This window comes from Streptomyces sp. CA-251247, from assembly GCF_050952975.1.
GTDB lineage: Bacteria > Actinomycetota > Actinomycetes > Streptomycetales > Streptomycetaceae > Streptomyces > Streptomyces achmelvichensis.
In genome coordinates, this window is the sequence record NZ_CP191861.1 from 2,544,679 (window position 1) to 2,569,779 (window position 25,101).

The following is a 25,101-nucleotide window of genomic DNA, read 5'->3' on the forward strand; positions in this document are numbered from 1 at the left end:
TGCGAAGGATGTCCTGTGGCCAGTGTGGTGAAGATCAATGTGCTGACCGTCCCCGCCGAGCAGCGCGAAGTGCTCGAGAAGCGCTTCGCCTCCCGGGCCGGTTCGGTGGAGGGTGCGGACGGTTTCGAGTGGTTCGAGCTGCTGCGGCCTCTCGAAGGGACCGACCAGTACCTCGTGTACACGCGCTGGCGCGACGAGGCGTCGTTCCAGGCCTGGATGGAGGGCTCGATGAAGGCGGCCCACGGCGGCGGGCAGGGCGGCGGTCCGCAGGGTCAGGGCGGTCCGCAGGGTGAGGGCGGCGAGCGTCCGAAGCCCGCGGCCACCGGCTCCACGCTGTGGTCCTTCGAGGTCGTCCAGTCGGCCGCTCCCCAGGCCTGACCGCACCCGGAAATCGCTGGCCGGGGCTCCGGCACCTGCGGTACAGAGAACGTCATGACGTCCTGGACCCTGGCCCGCGAGGCCTTCGACTCACCCGCCGCGACCGGCCTGCGCCGTGAGTACTACGCCGATGTGGCGAGCAGTTACTGGCAGCGGCCCGCGACCGACGGGGAGATCGACGAGGGACTGGCCGGCGACGGCGTCGAACTGCTCACCCCTCCCACGGGGACGTTCGTCGTCGGCCGGTACGGCGGCGAGGCCGCGTCCTGCGGCGGGGTGCTGCTGCTGGACGACGGGCGCGCCGAGCTCACCCGCGTCTTCGTGCGCCCGGCCTTCCGCGGCCGGAAGGGCGCCGGGATACTGATGGAGCTGCTGGAGGACGAGGCCCGCACGCTCGGCGCCCGGCGCATGGTCCTCAACACCCGTCTCGATCTCACGGCGGCGCGTGCGCTGTACGTACGGCACGGCTACGCCGAGATCCCGGCGTACTGCACCGGTCCCTACATGCAGATCTGGTACGGCAAGGAGCTGCGCGCGGCGGCTGCCTGACGGCCCCGGGCCGCGTCGCCGCCGCCCGGCCGCGGCCTCAGGGGGCGTGATCGCCCTTCGGCGGCGGGCTGTAGGGCCGTTCGCCGTCCGAGCCGCACAGCTCGGCGTTCAGCTCCTCGACCAGCTGCACCAGATCCGTCGGCCGCTCGGGGCCCCACCAGTCGCCGAGCAGCTCGGAGAGCGACTCCTCACGGGCCTTGGCGAGCCGTACGGCACTCTCCAGACCCTCCTCGGTCAGCAGCAGCTGGAGCCCCTCACGACGGGCGAGGTGACGTTCCTCCAGCAGTCGGGCGGCGTCGGTGATGGTCCGCAGCGGCACGGGCGTGGCATCGGCGAGCAGGCCCGGCTCCACCGTCCCGTGGCGGCGGATGCGCAGCAGCAGCCAACTGGCCGCGGGGGTGAGGTCGTACCCCGCCTTCACGGTGATCTTCTCGTAGATGTGCCGCCGTCCCTCGCGGGAGCCGAGGACCGACAGCGCACGGGCGGCCTCTTCGAGGGAGGAGCGCTGCACCGGGTTCGACGCGACCGTCTGGCTGGGGTCGGGCGCGGTGACCGAGGCGCGCAGCGGGTCCTCCTTGAGGAACCAGGCGACGACGAACGCGACGAGCACCACGGGCACGGCGAAGAGGAAGACGTCCGTGATGGCTGTGGAGTACGCATGGAGTACCGACGGGCGCAGCGCGGGCGGCAGTTCGCCGATGGCACGGGGGTCGGCGGCCAGCTCCGACGGCCCCGCGCCCGGCGGCATCGGTTTTCCGGCGAACGCTTCGGTGAGCATGCTCGCCAGCCGGCTGTTGAAGATCGTCCCGAAGATGGCGACGCCGAACGATGCGCCGATGGAGCGGAAGAAGGTCGCGCCCGAAGTGGCGACGCCGAGGTCCGCGTAGCTGACCGAGTTCTGCACGACCAGCACGAGCACCTGCATCACCAGGCCGAGCCCGGAGCCGAAGACGAAGAAGTACGCGCTCATCTCCCAGGTGGAACTGGTCTCGGTGAGCCGGTGGAGCAGCACGAGGCCGAGGGCGGTGATCCCCGTGCCGGCGATCGGGAAGACCTTCCAGCGGCCCGTGCGGCTGACGATCTGGCCGGACGCGGTGGAGGTGAGCAGCATGCCCAGCACCATCGGCAGCAGATGCACCCCGGACAGGGTCGGGCTGACGCCCTGGACGACCTGGAGGAACGTCGGCAGGAAGGTCATCGCGCCGAACATCGCGAACCCGACGACGAAGCTGATGATCGCGACGAGGGTGAAGGTGCGGATGTGGAAGAGCTTCAGCGGGATCACGGGTTCGGCCGCCCGCCGCTCGACCCGCACGAAGACGTAGAGCAGCAGCAGCCCGACCACCGTGAGGACGATGATCTGGGGGGAGTCCCAGGGCCAGGTCGTGCCGCCGAGCGAGGCGACGAGGATCAGACAGGTGGCGACGGCCGCGATGAGCAGGGTGCCGAGGTAGTCGATCGTGTGCCGGGTGGAGCGCGCGGGGATGTGCAGGACGGCGGCGATCACGAGCAGCGCGACGATGCCGATGGGCAGGTTGATGTAGAAGACCCAGCGCCAGGTGAGGTGTTCGGTGAAGAAGCCGCCGAGCAGGGGGCCGAGGATGCTCGTCGCACCGAAGACACCGCCGAAGAGGCCCTGGTACTTGCCGCGTTCCCGGGGCGAGACGATGTCCCCCACGATCGCCATGGACAGCACGATCAGCCCGCCACCGCCGAGGCCCTGGAGGGCGCGGAAGCCGATGAGCTGCGGCATGTTCTGCGCGATGCCGCACAGCGCGGAGCCGATCAGGAAGATGACGATCGCGGCCTGGAAGAGCTTTTTGCGGCCGTACTGGTCGCCGAGCTTGCCCCACAGGGGGGTGGCCGCGGTCGAGGCCAGCAGATAGGCGGTGACCACCCAGGACAGATGGTCCAGCCCGCCGAGTTCGCTGGCGATGGTCGGCAGCGCGGTGGAGACGATGGTCTGGTCGAGCGCGGCGAGCAGCATGCCGAACAGCAGCGCTCCGATGGCGACCATGACGCTCCGCCGGTTCTGCCCCTCCCCGGGGGCCGGGCTCACGGCCGGGGTGCCCACTTCCTGCGCCATGCGCCCTCCTCGGTCTCCTCGGTGCCGCACCCTCCCCCGTGTCCGCTCCCCCCACTCTCCTCCCCATCGTGGTGGGTGCGTCCCGTTATGGCCTGCCGAACCGGAACGAGTGGCGTAACCGGCCCGCTTTTTGTATCGTGAAGGAACAAAGTGGCTCCGCCCGTACTCCCTGACCGGCGGGCGGAGCCGCTTGATGTCCCTTTCCTCGCCGCCCTCCGCCCTGGAGCACGCCGATGCCGGCCAGCACGACGCCCGCCCTGACCGCCCGCGCCCTCCTGCTGGACATGGACGGCACCCTCGTCAACTCGGACGCCGTGGTGGAGCGCTGCTGGCGCCGCTGGGCGACCGAGCACGGCCTGGATCCGGACGAGGCGCTCAAGGTCGTCCACGGCCGCCAGGGCTACGCCACGATGGCGGTCCTGCTGCCGGACCGGCCGATGGAGCAGAACCACGCGGACAACCGCGTGATGCTCGCCCAGGAGACGGCGGACACGGACGGCGTGATCCCGGTCCCCGGCGCCCCCGCGTTCCTCGCCGCACTGACCGGCCTCCCGCACGCCCTGGTGACCTCGGCGGACGAGCCCCTGGCTCGGGCCCGCATGACGGCGGCGGACCTCCCGATGCCCCCGGTCCGCGTCACCGCGGAACGCGTCGGCGCGAGCAAGCCGGACCCGGAGGGCTTCCTGAAGGGCGCGGCGGAACTGGGTTTCGTCGCGGCGGACTGCGTGGCGTTCGAAGATTCCGAAGCGGGCATCGAGGCGGCCCGCGCGGCGGGCATGCGCGTGGTGGGCGTGGGCCCGAGGGCGAAGTCGCTGTCCCCGGACGTCTGGGTGGAGGACCTGCGCGGAATCGCCGTGGAATGGACGCTGAACGGCCTGATAGCGCTGAGCTTCACTTCCTGAGCGACGACTCGACCGGAGCGGGCCCGGCCGCCGCACGAGGCAACATCAGCCCCGCCGCCCCACGAGGCAACATCAGCCCCGCCGGCGATTGAGGCGAAGGGCCACCACAAACCGCCCGCCACCAACGCACCGGGCCCGCAGAATTCAGCCCCGCCGGCGATTGAGGCGCGGGGCCCGGGGCGGAGCCCCGCACCAAACCACCCGCACCAATCCACCCGCACCGTCCCCCACCTCAAGCCCCTCACTCCTCTTCACGGTGCAACACCCCCCTCGCCACCAGCTCCAGCAGCACCGCCACCGCCACCGCCTGCACAGCCATCAGCCCGACCAGCACGAACAACTGCACCGCACCCGCCAGCAGCGGTGACGCCCCGCCGAGCAGCATGCCGACGAACGCGCCCGGGAGCGTGACGAGCCCCACCGTCCTCGTCTGATCGAGCCCCGGCAGCAGCGCGTCCGACGCGGCCGGGCGGGCCACCTCCAGCCGGGCGTCGCGCTCCAGCAGCCCGAGCGCCATCCCCGCCTCCACCTCGCCGCGCCGCAGCCTCAGCTCGTCCAGCGCGCGCCGCCCGCTGAGCACGGTCACGGTGAGCGCCCCGCCGATGAGAATCCCGGTCACGGGGATCAGCGCGATGCCCTTGACCGGCACCAGCCCGGTGAGCAGCAGCGCGGCGACGACGGGGAAGACACCCGCGGCGATCGGGAGTGCGGCCCACCACCAGGTCCGGTTGGCCGTGATGCGCCGCCCGGCGGTCCGTACGGCGACGGCGTACATCAGCAGCACGAAGGCGAACAGCAGCGGCAGGGACCGGACGACCCACCCGATGACCAGGGAAACGGCGGCGAGTTGGACGGCCGCCCGTACTCCCGCGACCGCGATCTCCCGGGCCCGGCCGAGACGGGCGACGGCCGCGACCGTCGCCGCCACGGCGAGCAGTACGGCCAGAACCGCCCCGAATGTGACGTTCACCGGCAGCAGCACGCAGCAACCCTACGCCGTCGGTGGGCAGGTGCCGGTTCGTCAGAACTCTTGATGTGACGTGCCCATGTCGTCAGTCTGTAACCCGGCGCCCACCCCACGGCAACCCGGTGCCGCCAGCATGGCCACGCCCACCGGCCAAGTACCCCCCACGACAGAGGAGTTCGCATGCCCGGTATCTACGCGCGTCAAGGACGCCGTATATCCGTACTCGTCGCCACCTCCGCCCTCGCCGTCACCGGTCTCCTGGCTACCGCCCCCACCGCCCAGGCCGCCCCGCCCACTCCGGTCAGCGCCGCCACCGCACGCACCTACCTCGGCCAGCTCACGGTGCGGGCGGAAGGTTCCTCCAGCGGCTACAGCCGCGATCTGTTCCCGCACTGGAGCACCCAGTCGGGCGCCTGCAACACCCGTGAGGTCGTCCTGAAGCGCGACGGCAAGAACGTCGTGCAGGACTCCAGCTGTGCCGCCACCAGCGGCAGCTGGTACTCGGAGTACGACGGCGCCACCTGGTCCGCGGCCGCCGACGTCGACATCGACCACATCGTTCCGCTCGCGGAGGCCTGGCGCTCCGGTGCGAACAGCTGGACCACGTCCCGCCGGGGGTCGTTCGCCAACGACCTCACCCGTCCGCAGCTGATCGCCGTCACCGACAACGTCAACCAGTCCAAGGGCGATCAGGACCCCGCCGAGTGGATGCCCTCGCGCACCGCGTACCGCTGCACGTACGCCCGGATGTGGGTGCAGGTGAAGCAGTACTACGCCATGAGCGTCGACTCCGCCGAGAAGAGCGCACTGCAGTCCGTGCTGAACGGCTGCTGACCAGCGGCTGACCGTCCGGCGCGGATCCTCGCCGGAACCTGTCCTTACCCCTCCGTCGTTCCGTACGGTACGGGGCGACGGAGGAGGACACATGGCAGGGCTGCGTTTGGGACCGTTGCTGCGGTTCGTCGACTGGGAGGCGGGCGGCACGGCGACCGTCTGGGTCGAGGCCGACCGGGCCTGCACGGCCGAGGTCCGCTGCGCGGACGGTGCCGGCGGCTCCGCGCCCACGTTCCGGGTCGCCGACCACTTCTACGCCCTGGTGCTGGTGACCGGCCTCACCCCGGGCACGACCACGGAGTACGAGGTACTGCTCGACGGCGACCGCGTCTGGCCGCTGGAGCACTCGGCCTTCCCGCCGAGCACCATCACCAGCCCCGAGGCCGGCTCCACGGCCGTGACCGTCTCCTTCGGCTCCTGCCGCTGGGCGGCCCCGGCGGCCGAGGACCACGACCCCGTGGGCCCCGACGCCCTCGACACCCTGGCCGCCAGGCTCGCCGCCGCCCCGCCCTCCGAGCGCCCCGACGTCCTGCTGCTCCTCGGTGACCAGGTGTACGCGGACGAGACCTCCGAGAGCACCAGGGAGTGGCTGGCGAAGCGGCGCGATCTCGACCAGGCGCCCGGCGCCGAGGTCGCGGACTACGAGGAGTACACGCACCTCTACGACGAATCCTGGCTCGACCCCGATGTGCGCTGGCTGCTGTCCACCGTCCCGAACTGCATGATCTTCGACGACCACGACCTGATCGACGACTGGAACACCAGCGCCGCCTGGGTGTCCGACATGCGCGCCACCGACTGGTGGCAGAAGCGCGTCACCAGCGGCCTGATGTCGTACTGGGTCTATCAGCACCTCGGCAATCTCACGCCCGCCGAGCTGGAGAGGGACGAGACGTACGCGGCCGTGCGTTCCGTGCCCGACGGCACCGAGGAGTTGCGGGCCTTCGCCACGAAGGCGGACCTCGATCCGGCCTGTGTGCGCTGGAGTTACCGCCGCGACTTCGGCCGGACCAGACTGCTGATGGTCGACAGCCGCGCCGCCCGGGTCCTGGAGGAGAAGAGCCGCGCGATGCTGGACCAGGGCGAGGCCGGCTGGGTACGGGAACAGGCGCTGGACCGCAAGGGTTCGTACGACCATCTCCTCGTCGGCACCTCGCTGCCGTGGCTGCTGCCTCCGCTGATCCACGACGCCGAGAGCTGGAACGCGGCGCTGTGCCGCGGCGAGCGGGGCGAGCGCTGGGCGCGGCTCGGCGAGAAGCTGCGCCGTGCGGCCGACCTGGAGCACTGGGCGGCCTTCCCCGACTCCTTCGAGGAGCTCGTGCGGCTGTTCGCCGAGACCGGCACCGGCGAGGGTGCTCCCGCGACGATCTGTGTGCTGTCCGGCGATGTGCACCATGCCTATGTCGCCGAACCCGACTGGCGCGGCAAGCCCGGCCCGGACGCCCATGTGGTGCAGCTGACCTGTTCACCCGTGCACAACTCCGTGCCCCGGTCGATGAGGTTCGGATTCCGCTTCGGCTGGAGCCGGTTCGGACGGCGGCTCGGTCACGCGCTGGCCCGCCACGGCCGGACGGGCCGTCCGCCGGTCCACTGGGACCGCACGGGCGGACCATGGTTCGGCAATCAGCTGATGACGCTGCAACTGCGTGGCCGCGCGGCCCATCTGCGCCTGGACCAGGCCCAGATGGGCGACGGCGGGGCGGATGCGCGGCTGGTGACCGTCGACGAACGGGAGCTGACCACCGCCCGTGATCCCTCGCACACCACAGGGTGATCCTTCCCCCAGGGGTTCGACTCACGGCGGACCCCCGGCATGATGTGGCGGACGCTCCGCTTCCGAGCGCGCCTCAATGCCGGGGAGTTTCCGCTTTGTCCGACGTACGCGACGTATGGTCCACCGCTTCGCACCCTCGTGCCCTCGTCCGTGCCCACGCCGTCGCGATCGTCGGCGCGGGCCCCCGGGGCACCTCGGTCCTGGAGAGACTCTGCGCCTCGGTCCCGGAACTGAGGCCGGGGACACCGCTGACCGTCCATCTCGTCGACCCCGCGCCCCCGGGCGCCGGGCGCGTCTGGCGCACGGACCAGCCGGCGGAGCTCCTGATGAACACGGTCGCCTCCCAGGTGACCGTGTTCACGGACACCAGCGTCGGCTGCGAGGGCCCGATACGCCCGGGGCCGAGCCTGTTCGAGTGGGCGGCCGCCCATACCGACGAGGACCTCGGCCCCGACGACTACCCCACGCGCGCCTGCTACGGCCGCTATCTGGAGTGGGCGTTCCGGCGTGCGGTCGCGGGCGCACCGGAGTCCGTGACGGTCCGGGTGCACCGGGCACGCGCGGTGGCACTGGCGGACGACCGGCACAGTGAGGAGCCGGACCCGCCGCAGACCCTGGCCCTGGACGACGGCACGACGCTCACCGGGCTGAGCGCGGTGGTGCTCGCCCAGGGCCATCTGCCGGTCGTCGGACGGCAGACGCAGGCGCATCTCGCCGAGTACGCGTCCCGGCACCCGCATCTGCGCTATGTCGCCCCCGCCAACCCGGCCGACATCGACCTCTCCGGCATCGAACCCGGCGAGCGGGTGCTGCTGCGCGGCCTCGGCCTCAACTTCTTCGACCACATGGCCCTGTTGACGACCGGCCGGGGCGGCGCGTTCGTCCGCGACGCGTCCGGAACGCTCGTCTACCGGGCCTCGGGCCGTGAGCCGCGGCTCTACGCGGGATCACGGCGCGGGGTGCCGTACCAGGCACGCGGAGACAACGCCAAGGGCCCTTCCGGCCGTCATGAACCGCTCGTTCTCACGGCCGAGGTGATCGCCGCCTTCCGCGACCGTGCGGCGGCAGGCAGTGCACCGGACTTCCTCACCGAGATATGGCCGCTGGTGGCCAAGGAGGTGGAGACGGTCCACTACGAGGCGCTGCTCGACGGGGCCCCCGGCTTCCGGAGGCGTTTCCTCGCCGCGCCGTACGGGAGCGCCGAAGAGGCCGCCGTACTGGACGAGTTCGGCGTCCCGGCCGCCGGCCGCTGGTCGTGGGAGCGGCTGTCCCGCCCGTACGCGGGTGAACGGTTCGCCTCTCCGCGCGAGCACCGCGCCTGGCTGCTGGCCCATCTGCGGCGGGACGCGGAGCAGGCGGCCCTCGGCAACGTGGCCGGTCCGGTGAAGGCCGCGCTCGACGTCCTGCGGGATCTGCGCAACGAACTGCGCCTGATCGTGGACCACGCGGGCCTCTCCGGCACCTCCCGCCGCGATCATCTGGACCGCTGGTACACGCCGTTGAACGCCTTTCTCTCCATCGGGCCGCCGCGCCGGCGCATCGAGGAGATGACCGCTCTCGTGGAGGCGGGCGTGCTGGAGGTGATCGGTCCACGGACGGCCATGGGCACGGAGGACAGGCACTTCACGGCGTACTCCCCCGACGTCCCGGGCTCGGCGGTGACGGCGACGACGCTCATCGAGGCGCGGCTGCCGGAGCCCGATCTCCGGCGCACCAGCGACGCGTTGCTGAACCGGCTGATGATGACGGGCCAGTGCCGGCCGCACGCGGTCGACGGCTACGAGACGGGCGGACTGGACGTCACCCGGCGTCCGTACCGCCTGGTGGACCGGCGGGGACGGGCGCACCCGAGGCGGTTCGCCATCGGTGTGCCGACGGAGGGTGTGCACTGGGTGACGGCGGCCGGCGCCCGCCCCGGTGTGGACTCGGTGACGCTCGCCGACGCGGATGCCGTGGCCCGGGCGGCATTGCGCATGTTGCCCCGACGTGAAGTTCGCGTGAGAAACGAAGTCCGGCCGAATGTTGAACTTGCAAGCATTGATTAGGTCAGCCTAACTTGTAGGCGAGCTCCACCTCTCGTCCCCCACACCGCAGGAGTCCCCATGGCCAACACCCAGTTGACCTCCCGGCTGAACCAGTACCAGCCCTACGCCCTCGGCCTGTTCCGCATCGTCGTGGGCCTGCTCTTCGCCTGCCACGGCGCCAACACGCTCTTCGGCGTCATAACCGACGGCGAGACGATCGCGGCCGGCACTTGGCCGAAGGGGCCCGCCGCCGTGATCGAGCTGGTCGGCGGCACCCTGGTGCTCCTCGGCATCGGGACCCGCAGCGCCGCGTTCCTCTGCTCCGGTGCGATGGCGTACGCGTACTTCTCGGTGCACCAGCCGGAGGGCCTGTTCCCTCTGGAGAACAGCGGTGGCGAGCCGGTGCTGTTCTGCTGGGCCTTCCTGCTCCTGATCTTCACCGGCCCGGGCGCGCTGGCGGCGGACAAGCTCTTCACGGCGCGCGGCGCGAACCGCGGCGCGGAGGGCGAGCAGCGGACCGCGGTCTCCGCCTGATCCCGATCCCGCAGACCACCGAGCGCCCGCGTCCGCACGAAGGGGACGCGGGCGCTCAGGCGTGAGGAGGCGAGGGCTCCGCACCAGCAGAGCCGGACGCTCCGCGGAGGAGCCCGCGCCACGAGGAGGCGCGGCTCGCCGAATCCCGGGAGGAGCGGAGGCGAGGGCTCCGCCCAACCCCGGCAGGAGCGGCGTAATTCCCCATTCCGGGCAGACGTGATGATCACAACATCAGTACCCCCCAACCGATCTCGGGGTGAACGTCAGGCGTACGCTGTACAGCTGTTACTGCCGCCCCTGCCGCTCCCCTGCGACGTCGCGGCGTTGTTCACGAAACCGGGGAGTCAAGGTGCTCGAGAGCATGGGGTCGCTGACCGGCAGCCCATGGATTTATGCCGTGGTGGCCCTGTCCGTCCTCCTCGACGTCTTCCTGCCCGTCCTGCCGAGCGGGGTCCTGGTGATCACCGCGGCGACCGCCGCTGCCGCCGGAACCACCGCGACCGCCACGTCCGTGGCGAACGCGGCCGGCCAGGTCCCCCGCGAGGTCCCCTCGCTTCTCGTCCTGGTCCTGTGCGCGGCCACTGCCTCCGTGCTGGGCGACCTCGTCGCCTACCGCCTGGCCTGGCGCGGCGGCGACCGCTTCGACCGTGCGATCGCCAAGTCCCGCCGCCTCACCAGTGCGCAGGCGAGGCTCGGTACGGCCCTGAGCCGAGGCGGCGGCACGCTCGTCGTGATCGCCCGTTTCGCCCCGGCCGGCCGCTCGGTCGTCTCCCTGGGCGCGGGCGCGGCCCACCGCAAGGTGAAGGAATTCCTGCCCTGGTCGGCGCTCGCGGGCGTGGCCTGGGCGGGCTACAGCGTGGGCCTCGGCTACTTCGGCGGCCAGTGGCTCGGCGCGACCTGGGTCGGCGCGGCCGTGTCCGTGTTCGCGCTGGCGGGCGCGGGCGCACTGGCGGCCTACGTCATGCGGCGTCCGACGCCGTCGCCTGAGACCGCTTAGCGGCGCCACCGCCGCCGCGGATCTCGAGCCCGTCGAGCAGTCGGCCGGTCGCTTCCGCGATCGCTTCGACGGCCCGGTCGAACACCTCCTGGTTGTGCGCGGCGGGCGCCCGGAAGCCGGACACCTTCCGCACGTACTGGAGGGCGGCGGCGTGGATGTCGTCCTCGGTGGCCTCTTCGGGGAGGACGGGCGGACGGAGAGTCTTGATGCTGCGGCACATGTGTCCCAGTGTGCCTCGCGGGTCCGACAGCGGCCATGCCGCTCATGATCGGTTCCCGCTCTGCGGCCCGGTGAAGCGACGGACGTAGCGCCGCTGCCAGGGTGTCTCCACGGCGTGGGAGTCGTAGTTCTGCCGCACGTACCGCACGGCATCCTCGGCGGGCACCCCGTCGAGGACGGCGAGACAGGCGAGCGCGGTCCCGGTCCGCCCCCGCCCACCCCCACAGGCGATCTCCACCCGCTCCCGCCCCGCCCGCTCCCACGCATCCCGCAGCACCTCGCGGGCCGCGCCGCGATCACTGGGCAGCCGGAAGTCGGGCCACTTCAACCACGTGAAGTCCCAGTCGACTTGGGCCGGCGGCTTCCCGAGCAGATACACCCCGAAGTCGGGAACACCCCCACCGGGCAGTCCTTTCCGCAGCCCACGCCCCCGCACGTACCGCCCGGAGGGAAGCCGCAGCACGCCGGCATCGGTGGGATTCCAGGTCTCGATCACGCCTTCAACGTAACTGCCGCCGGCCGGGAGCGGGGGTGATCCGGTCGAGTACCGGACGTACGAACGGTCCGGCCGGCGTGTACACAAGGCGCCCGCCTACTCCCCGTCTTTGTCCGCGAAGGAGTCGGCCGCGCTCTGGATGCCGGCGACGTACTCACGCCACCACGCCTCGTCGCCGATCTCGTCGTGATCGGAGCCGCCCCGCCCGTCGATGAGCTCGCGGACGACGTCGGCGTGCCCCGCATGCTGTGCGGTCTCGGCCACCATCCGCACGAGCAGAACGCCCAAGGTCGTCTCGCGCCGCTCCTCGGGCCAGTGCGCCACCCACCCGGGAGCGTCCAGCCCGAGCTCCTCGACGGTCCGGTCGCCGTGCGCGCAGGCCCGCTCGTAGAGCCCGATCAGATACTCACTGGACTCGCCGGCGGCCGCCCACATGTCGGCGCCCTCCCAGATGGACCCGTCCTCGATCCACGCCATGGTCTCGGGCGCCGGCCGCTTGAACGACTCCCCGAGGTACCCGTACTCCACACCGGCCAAGTGCTTGACGAGCCCGAGCAGATTGGTCCCGGTGGGCGTCAGGGGCCGCCGCAGGTCGTACTCGCTCAGCCCCTCCAACTTCCCCAACAACCCGGCCCTGCCTGCCTTCAGCTTGCGGTGCAACTCCTGCTTCAGATCGAACATGCTCGCTCCAGTGACCGACGCCGGTTGTGCGGGGGCGCCAGGCTATGCGCTGTCCTCCGGCCAGGCTCTCCGCGGCCCGGACCGGGCGGACGACGGAGTGCTGGTGACCTCGGCCACCGGGAAGTGGCTGAGCAGACAGCGCCTTCGGGAGCGCAGGAGGATCAAGTGACGCGCGCACATGGGCACATGGACACACACGTCGCGGCCCGACGCACGCTCGGACGGCGGTCACACGGCCAGCGCCACCTGCTCGCCCTCCGCCGGGTTCCCGTAATGGGCCCAGATCTGGTTCAGCTCGTGCTGGTAGTAGAGCGAGTGCAGACCGGCAAGGATCCCGAGGATCAGCCCGATCCACGGATTGCAGGTGGGCTGCAGCCCGGCCGACTTCTGCATGCGGGCAATGCGCAGCCCGGTGTTGTAGACCGACACGAAGGGCGGAACGATCACCAGCCAGCCGACGGTGACGGCCAGAACCGACAGCATCGGATCGACCTCGATCCGCTCGTCGAAGTCGCGGGCCTCGCGATTCACCTTGTAGTACCAGACGAAGTGGTAGATACCCAGGGTGATCAGTGGCCAGACCAGCCACACGAGGAAGATGTTGCGGGGTTTGCCGGCTCGACCTGACACGACGCACCTCCTGTTCCTCCAGTGCATCACGCGGAACGAGAACGCGCGCGTCGCTCCCGCGATCACTGCGTCGCCTCCGCCCCCCTCCACGACGCGAGGAACCGCAAGCCCTCCTCGGACGACGAGCCGGGCGCCGCCGTCATCACCATGAGCTGTTGATCCGGGTCGGTCGTGCAGCCGAGAATCTCCCAGTCGAGCGTCAGCGCACCGGCCACCGGGTGATCGAGCGCCTTGGTCCCGCACGCCTTGTGTGCGACATCGTGAGTCGCCCACCAGACGCGGAAATCGGGGTCCTTCACCGACAGCTCCCCCACGAGCGCGGCGAGCCGGGGATCATCCGGATACTGCATCGCGTCCATTCTGAGATACGCCACGCAGGTGCGCGCCGTGCTTTCCCAGTCGGTGAAAAGGCGACGGACATCCGGGTCGAGGAATGCGAGGCGCAGATAATTCCGCTCGGCCTGGGGCAGCGCGGAGAAATCCGTGACGAGGGCGGCGGCCAGCGAATTCCACGCCAGAACGTCCATGTGCCGGCCGAGGACGAGGGCAGGAGCTTCGGAGAGCAGATCCAGCAGCCGCTGCAACTGCGGACGGACGCGCTGCGCAGGCCGCCTCGGGGCCCGGCCCCCGCGCTTCGTCGCCAGCCCGCGGAGGTACACGGTCTGGTCCTCGTTCAACCGCAGCGCCCGGGCCAGCGCGGCCACGACCGGCTCCGAGGCCTTGAGCCGCCCCTGTTCCACCCGCGTGTAGTAGTCGGTACTGATGGCGGCCAGCTGGGCCACCTCTTCCCGGCGCAGTCCCGGCACTCGCCTCAGCGCTCCGGAGTCGGGCAGTCCGACATCCGCGGGCGTGAGTTCGGCGCGCCGGGTTCTGAGGAATTCGCCGAGCTCGTTGCGCTGCGCGTCTGCGGTACCCATGCCTTCCAGTGTCGCAGCCCACGGCCTGTCCGTGAGGGGGAGAAATCGTTCCCTGGGAAGGATCGTTCCCAGGAAAAAGGCCACTCTTGTTCCTCTCCTGACCCCGTGTGACCGTGAATGACGTAACCGGCCGTACGGCTTCACCCATCACCTCACCCACACGAAACTCGCGAATCCAGAAAGAGAAACACCCATGCTTCCCATCCCTGTGGAATTCCAGAGCAACGGGCTGGCCATTGCCGGACACCTCTACCTCCCCGACGACCACGTCGAGGGCGACCGGCGCCCCGCTGTCGTCGTCTCGCACCCCTTCGGCGGTGTGAAGGAGCAGACCGCCGGCCTGTACGCGCGGAAGCTCGCCGAGGAAGGCTTCGTCACGCTGGCCTTCGACGCCGCGCACCAGGGCGACAGCACGGGAGAACCGCGCGGCCTGGAGAACCCGTTCGCCCGCGCCGAGGACATCAGGAGCGCGGTGACCTTCCTCGCCACGCTCGACCAGGCCGACCCGCACCGCATCGGCGCGCTCGGCATCTGCGCCTCGGGCGGCTACGTCCCGTTCGCGGCCACGACCGACCACCGGATCAAGGCGGTGGCGACGGTCAGCGCGGCGGACATCGGCGCGCTGTTCCGTGAAGGACTGGGCGGCGGTCAGGACGAGCAGGTCCTTCAGGACATGCTCGCGGCCGCCGCGGACGCCCGTACCGCCGAGGCCACGGAGGGCACCTACCGGCTCGACCCCGTCGTCCCGGAGACCCCGGAAGAGGCAGCCGGCTGGCCGACCCTCTATCAGGAGGGCCAGGACTACTACCGCACACCGCGCGCACAGCACCCCAACTCCCCCAACCGGTACCTGTTCCGCAGCATCGACCAGATCGCCCAGTACTCCTCTTTCGACCTGGTCGATCTGATCTCTCCTCGTCCCCTGCTGATGATCGCGGGCACCGAGGCGGACACCGCGTACTTCAGCCGTGAGGCGATCGGGAGGGCCCGCGAGCCCAAGGAACTGTTCTGGGTGGAGGGGGCGACGCACATCGACCTCTACGACCGGGACGCGTACGTGCCGACGGCGGTCGCGAAGCTGACCGGCTTCTTCAAGGAGAACCTCGCGGCGGCCTGACCCCCCGTCCGGCACGGCCGACCCGGGCGATCGCGGGTACCGCAACGAACCGAGGGTTCCGTCCATCGGCGACGGAACCCTCGTCGTGCACCGGACGACCCTCGCGGCCGGGCGCGACAGACCAGACCGTCAGGCCTTGGTGAGCCGCTGCGTGAAGAAGTCGGTCAGTTTCGCGACGGCGGTGGGCACGTACTCCTCCTTGTCGTAGAGGTCGATGTGCGTGGCACCGTCGATCCAGAAGAGCTCCTTCGGCTCCCCGGCCTTCCCGATGGCCTCCCGGCTGAAGTAGGCCGTGTCCGCCTCGGTCCCGGCGATCATGAGGAGCGGACGCGGGGAGATGAGGTGGATCAGGTCGTACGAGGAGTACTGGGCGATCTGGTCGACACTGCGGAAGACCCAGCGGTTGGGTGAGTTGGGGTGCTGGGCCCGGGGGGTGCGGTAGTAGTCGCTGCCCTCGCGGTACAGCGCGGGCGCGTCCTTCGCCTCCTCCGGCGTGTTGGGGACGATGGATTCCAGGTGAGGTTCCTTCCCCAGGGCCTCGTTGGTGCGGTCCTCGCCGGCCTGGTCGAGCATGCCGCGGATGACGTCCTCGCTCTGACCGCCGCCGAGACCCTCACGGAACAGCCCACCCATGTCGGCGGCGCTGACGGTGGCCACGGCCTTGATGCGGTGCTCGGTCTGGGCCGCGTAGGGGACGTAGCCGCCCGAGGCACAGATCCCCAGCGCACCGATGCGCCCGGGATCGACCTCGTCGCAGACGGACAGGAACGTCACAGCGCTCTTGATGTCCTCGGCGCGGGCGAACGGGTTCTCCAGGAACCGCGGTTCGCCCTCGCTCTCGCCCTGGTAGCTCGCGTCGAACGCGAGGCTCACGAACCCCTGGTCGGCGAGGCGTTGGGCGTAGAGGCCGGCGGTCTGTTCCTTGACGCCGCCGTAGGGGTGCGAGACGACGACGGCGGGCCGGCGCTCTCCCTCGGCGTAGTCGTCGGGTGTGTAGAGGTTCCCCGCGAGCATGAGGTTGTTGCTGGGGAACTGCACTGCGGTCTTCATTGCGTCTCCTGCACGGACGGTGAGGGACGAGACCCGGCCCGCTACACGGAGCGGACCCCAGGGTCCCCGGTAGCTCTGGAGGTGCAGATCCAGGCTTTTTCGGCCATACCACCATCAACCCTCACATGCCACTCGGGATGCCGCAAACGTGGCTGAGGCCCGCCGCGGTCCGGGGCTCCCGGGGCTTCCCGCCGGAGCCGTCGCCCCAGGTCGTGGCCGCACCCCGCGACGTAGCATGGCAGGAGGGCGCCGCCGCGGACCGCACGGCGACGGGCACCAGGGCACCAGGGCACCAGGGCAATGATCACCGGCTGACAGCCGCCGGGCTTGCCGCCGGGTCGTGACGAGCGACGACAGGAAGACCCCCATGACCGCCTCGTACGAAACCATCGACACCAGCGTGGACGGAAACGTCCTGACCGCCGCCTTCAACGCACCGCCGATGAACCTCATCGGACCCGAGGTGGTGCGGGACCTGGTCACGCTGCTCGACGACCTGGCGCAACCGGACGCCCCACGCGTGGTGATCTTCGAGAGCGCGGACGCCGAATACTTCTTCCCGCACGTCGACATGACGAAGGTCGCCGAGTACACCGCCGAGGCCGCGAAGGCGGGAGGCCCCGGAGACGCCTCCCTGGGAATGCTGTTCCGCAAGCTGAGCCTGCTTCCGGTCGTCACCATCGGCAAGCTGCGCGGCCGCGCCCGGGGAGCGGGCAGCGAGTTCCTCCTCGCCTGCGACATGCGCTTCGCCTCCCGGGAGAACGCCGTCCTGGGCCAGCTGGAAGTGGCGGTCGGAGCTCCCCCCGGCGCGGGCTCGATCCAGCACCTCACTCGTCTGCTGGGCCGGGGCCGAGCACTCGAGGCCGTACTGACGTCGTCGGACTTCGACGCGGACCTCGCCGAACGCTACGGATGGATCAACCGAGCCGTTCCTGATGCCGAACTGGACGATTTCGTGGCAGGCATGGCCACGCGCATGGCCGGCTTCCCCCGCGATGCGCTGATCGCGGCCAAGTCGGCGATCAACGACATCAGCCTTCCGGCCCCTGCCGACGTACGCGCGGACGCAGCGCTGTTCCAGCAACTCGTCCGGAGCGAGACGGCGCAGCAACGCGTGGCCGAGTTGTTCAAGCAGGGCTTCCAGACCCGGGGTACCACCGAACGGGACCTCGGAGACGCCTTGGGCGCCATCGACGGATCGGCGGGCCGGTAAGGACACTCGGACGCCGAACTCGAAACGCCTGGCGCAGGCACGCAGGCCACCGGCCGCCGATTGGCCCTCGCACCGGAACGGCGTGCCGGGAAGACTGCGGAGCTGGTGCCGTACTTCAAGGAGTTGTGATGCAGGTAGCAGTGGTCACCTTCGACGGGTTCAACGAACTCGACAGCTTCATCGCTTCCGCGCTGATCAACCGATGCCGCAAGGACGGCCTGGAAGCGTTCATCACGACACCGACGCCGGTGGTCACGTCGATGAACGGCGTCGAGGTGACCGGGCAGCGCCCGATGGACTTCGTCACCGAGGCCGAGGTCGTACTGATCGGCAGCGGCGTGAAGGCACGCGAGGTGGCGGCCGACGACCGGATGCTCTCCCGCTTGCAGCTCGACCCCTCCCGCCAGCTGATCGGCGCCCAGTGCTCCGGCGCGCTGGTGCTCGCCCGGCTGGGCCTGCTGAACGGCATGCCGGTCTGCACGGACATCAAGACCCGGCCCTTTGTCGAGGCCCTCGACGTCACCGTGCTGGACACCCCGTTCCACGCCGAGGGCAACATCGCCACGGCGGGCGGCTGCCTGGCATCCCAGTACCTTGCGACGTGGGTGATCACCCGCACGATCGGGGAGGACGCGGCGCGCGGCATCCTCGACTACGTGGCCCCGGTCGGCGAGAACGAGGAAACGGTGGAGCGGGCGATGCGGGCGGTGCACGCGGGCGAGGTTGCGGTGCACTGAGCCGCTGCGGGGGCGGGCGGAGTCGGCGTGATGACCGCCGTCGCGATCGGCCGGTTGTCGGTCACGCCGGTACCTCCAGGATGGGCGGATGGATCTGCTCGGTCGGAATGAGGTGGGGCCGCTCAGAGATCGGCCACGACTGGACGTCACTGTTCTCGATCGGGTCGCGGTCGCTCACGGCGCTCCGGCGTCCGACGTCGTTCCTGGGTGCGCCCACATGACGTGGAGGCGAGCGACTGTCTTTACGGCGTCGAGACGGCCATGGCATGGACTCCGAGCACCACGGCGACGACCAGCGAGACAACAACGGTGGCGGCGGCCGTGCGCCGGCCGGGAGGAAACCTGCGCGGCAGGAAGAGACTCAGCACTGCCCCGGTCCACGCGACGGACACCAGCCAGGGGAGCCATGCTTCCGCGCGGTCGTTCACTCGGTGACAGTGGTCGGCTTGCGGCCCGGTTTCCCCGAAGTAGTAGAGGCAGTCGCTCCCGAAGTTTTCAGTGCTCAACCCGATGAAGCCCCACCACACGGTGACGAAGACGGCGGCGGTCAACGCGACGCCGAAGACCAGGAAGTCTCCGGCGCGACGCGGTGTGGGTGTGTCCATACCCGGTCCCCCCGGCGAGATGCTGTCCCGCCGAGGGTATCTCCGGCAACGTTGGAACCCGCGACACCCACTTGGGAGCGAGTTGGGGCGAGTTGCGGTCTGACCTGCCCGATGCCGACCTCGGCGTCTGCCGGCTGTGCCTCCGTCAGCAGCCGCCGTGCCCCGTGAGTCCCGTCCGTTCCGGCGCGGTTGTGGCACGGGGAACTTCGCAGGGGCACCTCCCCGTGGCTTCGCCGACGTATGCCTTGAGGTCACGCTGGCCCACCTGGAGAGCCGCGGCATGTCGCCGTTCGCCTGAGGACCTCAGGAGACGGCCCGGAGTGGCCGCGCTGATGACTCTGCTCCTGTGTCAGAGAGGGGGGATACGGTGCGGCGACGCATTGAGCATCGCGTTTGGGGAGGGGCCTTGGGAGCCAAGACCGGTCTGCTCCTGTACGCCGACGGCGATGTGCCCGGCCTGCTGCGGCAGGTGGGAGCGGCGGACGTGGCACGGACGTCCGTCATGATGCGGCGTCTTCATCCGGGCTGCGAGATCGAGGAGAGCGATGGCTCGGACCTGTATGACGGCGTGTATCCGCCTGATGGAACGGCCTATGCGGCGAGCTGGCCCGGCGTGGAGATCGTTTGCGATCGGCGCGTGATGATCGATTACCCGTCGCAGCTCCCCCGGCATCTCATCGCGGCGAGTGCCGGCCGACGGTTGGTCCTGCACGCCATGCACAGCGTGGTCGACTGGCTGGCGTTCGCTGTATGGGAGGACGGGCGTCTCATCCGCTCTCTGAGCCTGTCGCCGGAAGCCGGGATCATCGAGAACATCGGGGAACCGCTCCCCTTCGAACTTCCCTACTGGGCAGGGGACCGTCCGGCCGACGTGATTCCGTGGCCGGGTGAGGAAGAGGAGCCGTACGCCCTGCCCTTTCATCCTCTGGAACTCGGTGAAGACGCGCTGCGTGCACTCTGCGGCTTCATCCAGGAAGGCATGCCGGAGCCCGGAGACGTCGACGCCGAGAACATCGAGCTCCATGGTTTCCGAGTGAGGGAGCCGAACGGCCCCGACCGCGCCGAGAGGGAAGCGGAGCTGCGGAGGGCCGTGGAAGCGATGGGGCCGCCCCGGTTCTACACGATGAGCTCTGATGGCTTGTTGGTCGAACGGGACGGGCCGCTGGCTCCCGCAGGGGACGAGTGAAGCCAGGCCGTTTCATCCCCCTCGATGCGCGTTCGCTTGTGCGCGCAGGTCGAGCAGCATGACCTCATAGAGGTCCGGGCCCGCCCACGGGCGCGCCTCGCCGATCTTGCGGTAGCCCCACGCCTGGTAGGCGGCCGACGCTGCCTTGCTGTCCGGGTGGACGTTCAGCAGCACCCGTTCGGCCTCGATGACTTCGAACAGGGTCTCGTGCAGACGCCGCGCGACACCCTGCCCGCGGCAGGGTGCGCGTAGGGCAAGTTCCATGAGGCCGAAGGTGCGGTGACCGTCCTCGCGCCGTATGTCGTCGGGCACGGGCTCGGTCAGTTCGTCCCACCACCCGGTGTCAGGCTCGACCGGGTACCCGTAGGCCATGCCGACCGGCTCGCCGCCCTCGGTACGGGCCAGGGCGGCGCGAAAAGTACGCTTGCGGGTCTGGGAACGAAAGCGCCGGAAGGTGGCTGCAACGTCGTCAGCGGTCTCGTTGTACGGCGGTTCCGCGAACACGTCGGCGTAGATCAGCCTGAATGCGTCCACAGCCTGTGCTGCGGCCGAGCCGTCCATGCGCTCTACCGTGATGGTTCCCTGCGGCGTCATGTGGTGGCCCCCCTCGGACGTTCTCGCGGATGTAGCTTCTCAGCCCGCAGCGCGCAGCGCGGACGTAGAGCAGCCGTCCGGCAACCAGGCCCTGAATGGTGTGACCGTCGGCAGGAGACGCCAACGTCCACCGGCTACGGCCATTCCTGCCGGGTATCTGGCTGAGCACGGCTGCTCTGATCTTCACCTCGCACAGCGCGGCAACCACGGTGCGGGCCTTCGTGAGAGCCATTCTCATCGTGCCGACGGTGGGTCGGTACATACGGATGAATCTCACCTGAGGCGCGATCCAGATCTCTTCGGAGTTCGGCGGCCTGCGGATGTCGAGAACGTGCCACCGGCTCCGTCCCAGGGACATCAGCGGCCACCACCGGCCGCACGAGGAAGAGGGAGAAACCAGCATGGCGATTCAGCGGATGGACAACGTCGGCATCGTCGTCGAGGACATGGATGCCGCCATCGCGTTCTTCGTGGAACTCGGCATGGAGCTGGAGGGCAGGGCGGTGGTCGAGGGCCCCGTCGCCGACCAGTGCACCGGACTCGACGGCGTCCGCTGTGACATCGCGATGGTCCGGACCCCGGACGGCCACAGCCGGCTCGAGCTGGCGAAGTACCGCAGCCCCGCGGTGATCAGCGCCGGGCCGCGCAACCAGCCGCACAACATTCTGGGCACGCACCGCGTCATGTTCGCCGTCGACGACCTCGAGGACACCGTTGCCCGCCTGCGCCCTCACGGCGCCGAACTCGTCGGCGAGATCGCCCGGTTCGAGGACAGCTATCTACTCTGCTACGTCCGCGGCCCTGAGGGCATCATCGTCGGACTGGCCGAGCAACTGCACTGAGAATGAGAAACCGAACCATGCAGCCGAACGGAAGCCATGAGATGGACCTCGGAGAGAGGTGACTCGCCGCCTCTGAAGTCGTCTGTTGGCATGGCGGCAACTTCGCGGACTGTCGCTGGCGCCGGTGTGGCATTGGGAGCACTCACCCAAGTCGGCGGTCTCGGGCCACAGATCGAGGTCGATCGTGAACCCCGCCCGAGTCATGGCAGCGAGCGTGCGCTCATGGGCGCCTCGGGACTGGACGCTGACTCCTCACTGTCCGGGATGGGGACGTGGTGAACGAACCGGCCGCTGCCTCGCTCGCACAACTGGGCGTAGTCGACGCTGTGGAGGAGCCGGGAGACTGCACTCCCAGATACGCCGCTTGACCGTAGCTGACCGGTCACTCTGGCACGGATCCGGCACGACCCCGTCGGCAGGCCAGCCAACTGGGCTAGCTTCTGGGGGTGGATTGGATATCTCCGTTGAGCACCTTGGCCGGTGCCATCGTCGGTGTGAGTTCTGCATTGATCGCCGAGCGGATCCGGTGGCGTCGTGACAACGAGAAGGAGACCGCGCAGACCCGCAGAGGCGTGTACTCCGAGTTCCTCATGGCTCTCAGCCAGAGTCACTCCGACATGAGGTCCGTGATCCTCCAAGGTGAAGCGTCGTCGGCTGAGGTCCGTTACGGTCTCCTCCACCAGGCGCTAGATGGCTCAGGCGTATGGAGACTCCGTCAAAGCCTGTCGTTGACTGCGCCAGCCGAGATCATTCAATTGGCGGTGAGCACCTGCGATGCACTCACGACCATGAGAGATGTGCTCATCGAAATCCCTGACGTGAGGAACGATGCCTACCTGCGTTCCAGGGCCGAGCTCTGGCGCACGAACGCCAACCTCCGCGAGACCATGCGTCGAGATTTAGGCATGGACGGCCCACCGGACCCAGAGGTCGGTCTATACCGCTTTCCGGCTCCTCCGTGAGCAGGTGGCGCCGGCCGCGGTGGGCCACTTGGAGCCTGAATTGCGTAGGCCGATTTCGACGCACGCGAGCTGAGTGGCCGGTGGCACGCCTACCGTTCAGCCGTGACGGGCGGGCGCAATCGCGCCGAGGAGCAGGGTCCTGCCGCAAGAACGCCCGCTGACAGCGAGGGGCCGCAGCCGGCCTAAAGCTCAGCTGACGACTCGCCCCTACGACCCCTGACATCTGCTTTGTAAGCCTGGCGCCGATCAAGGAGCGGTCCTGGCTGGTCAACAGGCGTACATCAGCGCTGAGTCTGTCCGCGCTTGCCTGCACCGCCTCGCACCCCAATTGACCGTGGCTGACTGCTCGATCTGGCACGGATCTGGCACGCGGTCCCCGCCGACACGAGGTGCGCACTTCCCCCGTGGATGGCGTGGATGCCGTTCTCCGGGTCTGCCATGAAGAACAGGCAGACGAGCTTCGTGACCGCTCTCAGGGATTCGAACTCCTCGACAACGGGCGCCTCGAACGGCGCCACCCCAAGTGCTTGCCCCTGGCTGCTGGCTGGCAGGCCGAGCCCGCTGACCTGGACACTGCCGTCGACCTGTGGCGGCCCCAGGAGCCCGGGCAGGTTCTTGGGACGACCAGAGGGGGCGGGAAGACGCTGAAATTGCGTTCCGCGGGTCCTGCGAATCGCCACACTCATGAAGTGGCGTGGGTCACACTGGGGTACCTGTCTGGAACGAGGGGGGACCATGAGCAGCTCGCATCTGAACGCACCCATCCAGGCCCGCATGTACACGAGCACGCTACACAAGGTGATCTGGGTCGTCGTAGTCGTGTTGTCGGCCGGCCTCTTGGCACCGCCGCTGTTCTTCATTGCGGCCAAGAAGCGTGTCGTGAGCATGGCCGTGCCTGCGGTCTACGCGGCGATCATCTACGGATCAGCAATCCTGGGGTCGGTGCTCGGTAACCCGAAGAACTGGGTGGGGGGTGTACTCGCTATCACGATGATCATCGCCGCCGTGCACGCTGCCAACCTCGGCAGGGATTGGAAGTTTGGCAGGTAGCCGCCGAGATTTCAGCGCCTGCGTATATCCGCTGTGCTGGTGCCTTGTCACGAGGTCGGTGGAGTCTCAATGGGTGAGTCAACCCTTGAGCGATCTTGAAAACCGTCGTGGCGCAAGTCACCGTGGGTTCAAATCCCACACCCACCGCGCAGTTCAAACGGCCTCTGACCTGGCTTTCAGGTTGGGGGCCGTTGACGTTTCGGTGACCCGTGGCTGCCCGGTGTTCCCCGTGATTCCCCGTTCGATCGGGCACGTGAGGGGCACGGATCGAGGTGGCCTAGCCTTCACGCTGTGAAGCTGCTCGATGTCCCGTCCCTGTGGCACGTACGTCTGACAGACGGCGGACTGATCCACGTCTGGGCCGATGGCTATTCGGTCGTCGACGACTGCTACGTCTTCGATGTGATGGCGAAGGCCCCCCTCGACTACCAAGCCCAGGTAGAGGTCACCTCCAAGGCGCCGCCCAACCATCCTGAGAATGTGTGCGTAGCCGTGGCCCGCATTCCAACCAGTACCGTTCAGGAGCTGCACACCGCACGCATCTACGGCGATCGCTGCTGCGACTGCATCAGCGATTGACCACGCGGTTGGTGGAGTCTTAATGGCTCAGTCAAGGGCCTTCGCGCGCCTGTCTCCCTGCGTCCCCGACTGATCGGGCGCGCTTCTGGCACTCAGCTGAGGTGATCGCCTCGACTACTGTCATCCCGGATAGAGGGTTCGCCAGGGGTAGTCGAAGGCTGTGATCCCGCCGTACGGTGCCGCTGCTGACCTCAGCTCGTCCTCTCCGCGCGAGGTGGTGCGCTGGAGCGTGTGCATGCCGTCGCCTTCTGCCCAGCAGAGATCGTTGGCGATGTAATCGGGGTGCCACTCGCGGACGACCCAGATGAGGTCGAGGTGAGGATTCCGCACCCCGAGACGATCTTCGAGGTGGATTCCGGGACTCATAGCGACCCAGGCCTGCCACGTCGGCTCCGTGGGAGGACAGTCAGCTACCAGAGTCGTTCCGCGCCGAAGAGCGGCTAGGAGCTCTATCGGTTCCAAAGTGGGCTCCGAGCTGGTGGACGGGTATGGAGGACAGCAGGTTAGAGGCGTTGGGCGTCGGCGGCCCAGTGAGATTGGTGGAGTCGAGTCAAGCTGCTGCAGCGGTGGCCGGTGGAGCTGGGGTGAAGAGCCTTCCGTCTCGGAGCAGGGCCCAGAGCACGTTGACGCGTCGGCGGGCGAGGGCGATCACGGCTTGGACGTGTTTGCAGCCTTCGCCGCGCTTCTTCAAGTAGTAGTCGCGGTTGGGGCCTTCGCGGATGATGCTGGTCTGGGCGGACAGGTAGAACACGCGCCGGTGCCGTCGACCGCAACCAGCCAATGATGGGCCTTGCCCGCATCGATACCGACCCAGATGCGGGTCAGTTGCTCGATCATGTGTGTCTCCTCGGCTCCAGGCAGCATGACGTCGGTCCGAGGAACACCCCGCCGTCAGCTCCGTAAGCAGCGACCGATCGCACATCTCAATCAGCGGCCAAGGCGTCCCGGAGTGTCGGGCGGCCACTCCACCGGAGCCATCTGTGGGCAAGCGGTTTTAGAGCCACACCCGACTCTCCCGGACCGCCGAACAACTTACGGAGCGGCTTTGGGCGGGAGCTGCCATGGGGCGAGAGATCGGGGCCCGTAAGCTTCCCGCGACTCGGGCAGTCTCTGGACCTGCCCGCAATAGCCCGATGTGGGCCCCGATCTTCGAGGCTCGCCCCATGGTGGCTGCCTAA

26 protein-coding genes, 1 tRNA gene and 1 pseudogene are annotated in these 25,101 nt (G+C 69.3%); 16 read left to right on the top strand and 12 right to left on the bottom strand.

Annotated elements, in window-relative coordinates:
• Nucleotides 1-15 precede the first annotated feature (15 nt).
• Both ACQPWZ_RS11095 and ACQPWZ_RS11100 read left to right on the top strand, forming a co-directional pair.
• Entirely contained in the window at nucleotides 16-378 is a 363-nt protein-coding gene (locus ACQPWZ_RS11095; RefSeq protein ID WP_340472895.1) for an antibiotic biosynthesis monooxygenase family protein, read from the top strand.
• Between the two features lie 54 nt (nucleotides 379-432).
• A complete protein-coding gene (locus tag ACQPWZ_RS11100) occupies nucleotides 433-927 on the top strand; it encodes a GNAT family N-acetyltransferase (RefSeq protein ID WP_433571238.1) in 495 nt (164 codons plus the stop codon).
• A 37-nt stretch (nucleotides 928-964) separates the two neighbouring features.
• Here ACQPWZ_RS11100 and ACQPWZ_RS11105 read toward each other — a convergent pair whose 3' ends face one another.
• Nucleotides 965-3,013 (bottom strand): MFS transporter, encoded by a 2,049-nt coding sequence (locus ACQPWZ_RS11105; protein WP_433571239.1) that lies wholly within the window; start codon nucleotides 3,011-3,013, stop codon nucleotides 965-967.
• Nucleotides 3,014-3,246: 233 nt separating this feature from the next.
• On the opposite strand from ACQPWZ_RS11105, the gene ACQPWZ_RS11110 reads away from it, so the two are divergent.
• Nucleotides 3,247-3,915 carry an HAD-IA family hydrolase gene (locus ACQPWZ_RS11110; protein WP_356705970.1) on the top strand — a complete coding sequence of 223 codons (669 nt, stop codon included), beginning with the start codon at nucleotides 3,247-3,249 and terminating at the stop codon, nucleotides 3,913-3,915.
• 241 nt (nucleotides 3,916-4,156) lie between these two features.
• On the opposite strand, the gene ACQPWZ_RS11115 is transcribed toward ACQPWZ_RS11110, so the two are convergent.
• Nucleotides 4,157-4,897 carry an ABC transporter permease gene (locus tag ACQPWZ_RS11115; protein ID WP_405569323.1) on the bottom strand — a complete coding sequence of 247 codons (741 nt, stop codon included), beginning with the start codon at nucleotides 4,895-4,897 and terminating at the stop codon, nucleotides 4,157-4,159.
• Nucleotides 4,898-5,062: 165 nt separating this feature from the next.
• On the opposite strand from ACQPWZ_RS11115, the gene ACQPWZ_RS11120 reads away from it, so the two are divergent.
• The 5 genes from ACQPWZ_RS11120 (at nucleotide 5,063) to ACQPWZ_RS11140 (ending at nucleotide 11,045) form a co-directional block, all read left to right on the top strand.
• Nucleotides 5,063-5,716 carry an HNH endonuclease family protein gene (locus tag ACQPWZ_RS11120; RefSeq protein ID WP_340472900.1) on the top strand — a complete coding sequence of 218 codons (654 nt, stop codon included), beginning with the start codon at nucleotides 5,063-5,065 and terminating at the stop codon, nucleotides 5,714-5,716.
• 91 nt (nucleotides 5,717-5,807) lie between these two features.
• Nucleotides 5,808-7,490, top strand: coding sequence for an alkaline phosphatase D family protein (locus ACQPWZ_RS11125; protein ID WP_433571240.1), 1,683 nt, complete (start codon nucleotides 5,808-5,810; stop codon nucleotides 7,488-7,490).
• Between the two features lie 167 nt (nucleotides 7,491-7,657).
• Complete coding sequence (locus ACQPWZ_RS11130; RefSeq protein WP_433573804.1) at nucleotides 7,658-9,535, top strand: FAD/NAD(P)-binding protein; 1,878 nt, start codon at nucleotides 7,658-7,660, stop codon at nucleotides 9,533-9,535.
• Between the two features lie 57 nt (nucleotides 9,536-9,592).
• Entirely contained in the window at nucleotides 9,593-10,048 is a 456-nt protein-coding gene (locus tag ACQPWZ_RS11135; protein WP_340472902.1) for a DoxX family protein, read from the top strand.
• Nucleotides 10,049-10,397: 349 nt separating this feature from the next.
• Nucleotides 10,398-11,045 carry a DedA family protein gene (locus ACQPWZ_RS11140; RefSeq protein WP_405569332.1) on the top strand — a complete coding sequence of 216 codons (648 nt, stop codon included), beginning with the start codon at nucleotides 10,398-10,400 and terminating at the stop codon, nucleotides 11,043-11,045.
• Here ACQPWZ_RS11140 and ACQPWZ_RS11145 read toward each other — a convergent pair.
• From ACQPWZ_RS11145 to ACQPWZ_RS11165, 5 genes are all read right to left on the bottom strand, one after another.
• Nucleotides 11,008-11,265: a DUF2277 domain-containing protein gene (locus ACQPWZ_RS11145; RefSeq protein ID WP_405569335.1), complete on the bottom strand. Its 258-nt coding sequence runs from the start codon at nucleotides 11,263-11,265 to the stop codon at nucleotides 11,008-11,010. The genes ACQPWZ_RS11140 and ACQPWZ_RS11145 overlap by 38 nt on opposite strands.
• A 42-nt stretch (nucleotides 11,266-11,307) precedes the next feature.
• Entirely contained in the window at nucleotides 11,308-11,760 is a 453-nt protein-coding gene (locus ACQPWZ_RS11150) for a protein-tyrosine phosphatase family protein (protein ID WP_383233014.1), read from the bottom strand.
• 96 nt (nucleotides 11,761-11,856) lie between these two features.
• Nucleotides 11,857-12,441 (bottom strand): DinB family protein, encoded by a 585-nt coding sequence (locus tag ACQPWZ_RS11155; protein ID WP_433571241.1) that lies wholly within the window; start codon nucleotides 12,439-12,441, stop codon nucleotides 11,857-11,859.
• Between the two features lie 228 nt (nucleotides 12,442-12,669).
• Nucleotides 12,670-13,071 (bottom strand): DUF4234 domain-containing protein, encoded by a 402-nt coding sequence (locus tag ACQPWZ_RS11160; protein WP_433571242.1) that lies wholly within the window; start codon nucleotides 13,069-13,071, stop codon nucleotides 12,670-12,672.
• Between the two features lie 62 nt (nucleotides 13,072-13,133).
• On the bottom strand, nucleotides 13,134-13,988 hold the full coding sequence (locus ACQPWZ_RS11165) for a helix-turn-helix domain-containing protein (RefSeq protein WP_340477828.1): 855 nt from the start codon (nucleotides 13,986-13,988) through the stop codon (nucleotides 13,134-13,136).
• Between the two features lie 193 nt (nucleotides 13,989-14,181).
• Between ACQPWZ_RS11165 and ACQPWZ_RS11170 the strand changes: the two genes are divergently transcribed.
• Nucleotides 14,182-15,105 carry an alpha/beta hydrolase gene (locus ACQPWZ_RS11170; RefSeq protein WP_433571243.1) on the top strand — a complete coding sequence of 308 codons (924 nt, stop codon included), beginning with the start codon at nucleotides 14,182-14,184 and terminating at the stop codon, nucleotides 15,103-15,105.
• A gap of 129 nt (nucleotides 15,106-15,234) precedes the next feature.
• On the opposite strand, the gene ACQPWZ_RS11175 is transcribed toward ACQPWZ_RS11170, so the two are convergent.
• Nucleotides 15,235-16,155 (bottom strand): alpha/beta hydrolase, encoded by a 921-nt coding sequence (locus ACQPWZ_RS11175; protein WP_433571244.1) that lies wholly within the window; start codon nucleotides 16,153-16,155, stop codon nucleotides 15,235-15,237.
• A 367-nt stretch (nucleotides 16,156-16,522) separates the two neighbouring features.
• On the opposite strand from ACQPWZ_RS11175, the gene ACQPWZ_RS11180 reads away from it, so the two are divergent.
• Together ACQPWZ_RS11180 and ACQPWZ_RS11185 are read left to right on the top strand one after the other, a co-directional pair.
• On the top strand, nucleotides 16,523-17,368 hold the full coding sequence (locus tag ACQPWZ_RS11180) for an enoyl-CoA hydratase/isomerase family protein (protein ID WP_433571245.1): 846 nt from the start codon (nucleotides 16,523-16,525) through the stop codon (nucleotides 17,366-17,368).
• 128 nt (nucleotides 17,369-17,496) lie between these two features.
• Nucleotides 17,497-18,105 carry a DJ-1/PfpI family protein gene (locus tag ACQPWZ_RS11185; protein ID WP_340472911.1) on the top strand — a complete coding sequence of 203 codons (609 nt, stop codon included), beginning with the start codon at nucleotides 17,497-17,499 and terminating at the stop codon, nucleotides 18,103-18,105.
• Between the two features lie 242 nt (nucleotides 18,106-18,347).
• Here ACQPWZ_RS11185 and ACQPWZ_RS11190 read toward each other — a convergent pair whose 3' ends face one another.
• Nucleotides 18,348-18,710 (bottom strand): hypothetical protein, encoded by a 363-nt coding sequence (locus ACQPWZ_RS11190; protein ID WP_340472912.1) that lies wholly within the window; start codon nucleotides 18,708-18,710, stop codon nucleotides 18,348-18,350.
• 406 nt (nucleotides 18,711-19,116) lie between these two features.
• Between ACQPWZ_RS11190 and ACQPWZ_RS11195 the strand changes: the two genes are divergently transcribed.
• A complete protein-coding gene (locus ACQPWZ_RS11195) occupies nucleotides 19,117-19,896 on the top strand; it encodes a DUF6928 family protein (RefSeq protein ID WP_433571246.1) in 780 nt (259 codons plus the stop codon).
• A gap of 12 nt (nucleotides 19,897-19,908) precedes the next feature.
• Here ACQPWZ_RS11195 and ACQPWZ_RS11200 read toward each other — a convergent pair whose 3' ends face one another.
• Complete coding sequence (locus ACQPWZ_RS11200; RefSeq protein ID WP_433571247.1) at nucleotides 19,909-20,490, bottom strand: GNAT family N-acetyltransferase; 582 nt, start codon at nucleotides 20,488-20,490, stop codon at nucleotides 19,909-19,911.
• A gap of 401 nt (nucleotides 20,491-20,891) precedes the next feature.
• Here ACQPWZ_RS11200 and ACQPWZ_RS11205 point away from each other — a divergent pair, with 401 nt between their 5' ends.
• The 4 genes from ACQPWZ_RS11205 (at nucleotide 20,892) to ACQPWZ_RS11220 (ending at nucleotide 23,923) form a co-directional block, all read left to right on the top strand.
• Nucleotides 20,892-21,332 carry a VOC family protein gene (locus ACQPWZ_RS11205; protein ID WP_433571248.1) on the top strand — a complete coding sequence of 147 codons (441 nt, stop codon included), beginning with the start codon at nucleotides 20,892-20,894 and terminating at the stop codon, nucleotides 21,330-21,332.
• A 1,697-nt stretch (nucleotides 21,333-23,029) separates the two neighbouring features.
• The gene (locus ACQPWZ_RS11210; protein ID WP_433571249.1) at nucleotides 23,030-23,344 is read left to right on the top strand and encodes a hypothetical protein; all 315 of its coding nucleotides are present in this window, start codon (nucleotides 23,030-23,032) and stop codon (nucleotides 23,342-23,344) included.
• 57 nt (nucleotides 23,345-23,401) lie between these two features.
• A tRNA-Ser gene (locus ACQPWZ_RS11215) sits at nucleotides 23,402-23,491 on the top strand.
• Between the two features lie 144 nt (nucleotides 23,492-23,635).
• Nucleotides 23,636-23,923 (top strand): hypothetical protein, encoded by a 288-nt coding sequence (locus ACQPWZ_RS11220; RefSeq protein WP_433571250.1) that lies wholly within the window; start codon nucleotides 23,636-23,638, stop codon nucleotides 23,921-23,923.
• A 120-nt stretch (nucleotides 23,924-24,043) separates the two neighbouring features.
• On the opposite strand, the gene ACQPWZ_RS11225 is transcribed toward ACQPWZ_RS11220, so the two are convergent.
• Together ACQPWZ_RS11225 and ACQPWZ_RS11230 are read right to left on the bottom strand one after the other, a co-directional pair.
• Complete coding sequence (locus ACQPWZ_RS11225) at nucleotides 24,044-24,253, bottom strand: hypothetical protein (protein WP_433571251.1); 210 nt, start codon at nucleotides 24,251-24,253, stop codon at nucleotides 24,044-24,046.
• Nucleotides 24,254-24,473: 220 nt separating this feature from the next.
• A pseudogene (locus tag ACQPWZ_RS11230) lies at nucleotides 24,474-24,689 on the bottom strand (IS110 family transposase); the annotation flags it as partial.
• Nucleotides 24,690-25,101: the final 412 nt, after the last annotated feature.

Bases quoted from the DNA above. Each gene is read 5' to 3' on its own strand.
- ACQPWZ_RS11100 (WP_433571238.1), top strand. From the start codon at position 433: ATGACGTCCTGGACCCTGGCCCGCGAGGCCTTCGACTCACCCGCCGCG.
- ACQPWZ_RS11105 (WP_433571239.1), bottom strand. From the start codon at position 3,013: ATGGCGCAGGAAGTGGGCACCCCGGCCGTGAGCCCGGCCCCCGGGGAG.
- ACQPWZ_RS11110 (WP_356705970.1), top strand. From the start codon at position 3,247: ATGCCGGCCAGCACGACGCCCGCCCTGACCGCCCGCGCCCTCCTGCTG.
- ACQPWZ_RS11120 (WP_340472900.1), top strand. From the start codon at position 5,063: ATGCCCGGTATCTACGCGCGTCAAGGACGCCGTATATCCGTACTCGTC.
- ACQPWZ_RS11125 (WP_433571240.1), top strand. From the start codon at position 5,808: ATGGCAGGGCTGCGTTTGGGACCGTTGCTGCGGTTCGTCGACTGGGAG.
- ACQPWZ_RS11135 (WP_340472902.1), top strand. From the start codon at position 9,593: ATGGCCAACACCCAGTTGACCTCCCGGCTGAACCAGTACCAGCCCTAC.
- ACQPWZ_RS11145 (WP_405569335.1), bottom strand. From the start codon at position 11,265: ATGTGCCGCAGCATCAAGACTCTCCGTCCGCCCGTCCTCCCCGAAGAG.
- ACQPWZ_RS11155 (WP_433571241.1), bottom strand. From the start codon at position 12,441: ATGTTCGATCTGAAGCAGGAGTTGCACCGCAAGCTGAAGGCAGGCAGG.
- ACQPWZ_RS11165 (WP_340477828.1), bottom strand. From the start codon at position 13,988: ATGGGTACCGCAGACGCGCAGCGCAACGAGCTCGGCGAATTCCTCAGA.
- ACQPWZ_RS11170 (WP_433571243.1), top strand. From the start codon at position 14,182: ATGCTTCCCATCCCTGTGGAATTCCAGAGCAACGGGCTGGCCATTGCC.
- ACQPWZ_RS11175 (WP_433571244.1), bottom strand. From the start codon at position 16,155: ATGAAGACCGCAGTGCAGTTCCCCAGCAACAACCTCATGCTCGCGGGG.
- ACQPWZ_RS11180 (WP_433571245.1), top strand. From the start codon at position 16,523: ATGACCGCCTCGTACGAAACCATCGACACCAGCGTGGACGGAAACGTC.
- ACQPWZ_RS11185 (WP_340472911.1), top strand. From the start codon at position 17,497: ATGCAGGTAGCAGTGGTCACCTTCGACGGGTTCAACGAACTCGACAGC.
- ACQPWZ_RS11190 (WP_340472912.1), bottom strand. From the start codon at position 18,710: ATGGACACACCCACACCGCGTCGCGCCGGAGACTTCCTGGTCTTCGGC.
- ACQPWZ_RS11200 (WP_433571247.1), bottom strand. From the start codon at position 20,490: ATGACGCCGCAGGGAACCATCACGGTAGAGCGCATGGACGGCTCGGCC.
- ACQPWZ_RS11205 (WP_433571248.1), top strand. From the start codon at position 20,892: ATGGCGATTCAGCGGATGGACAACGTCGGCATCGTCGTCGAGGACATG.
- ACQPWZ_RS11210 (WP_433571249.1), top strand. From the start codon at position 23,030: ATGAGCAGCTCGCATCTGAACGCACCCATCCAGGCCCGCATGTACACG.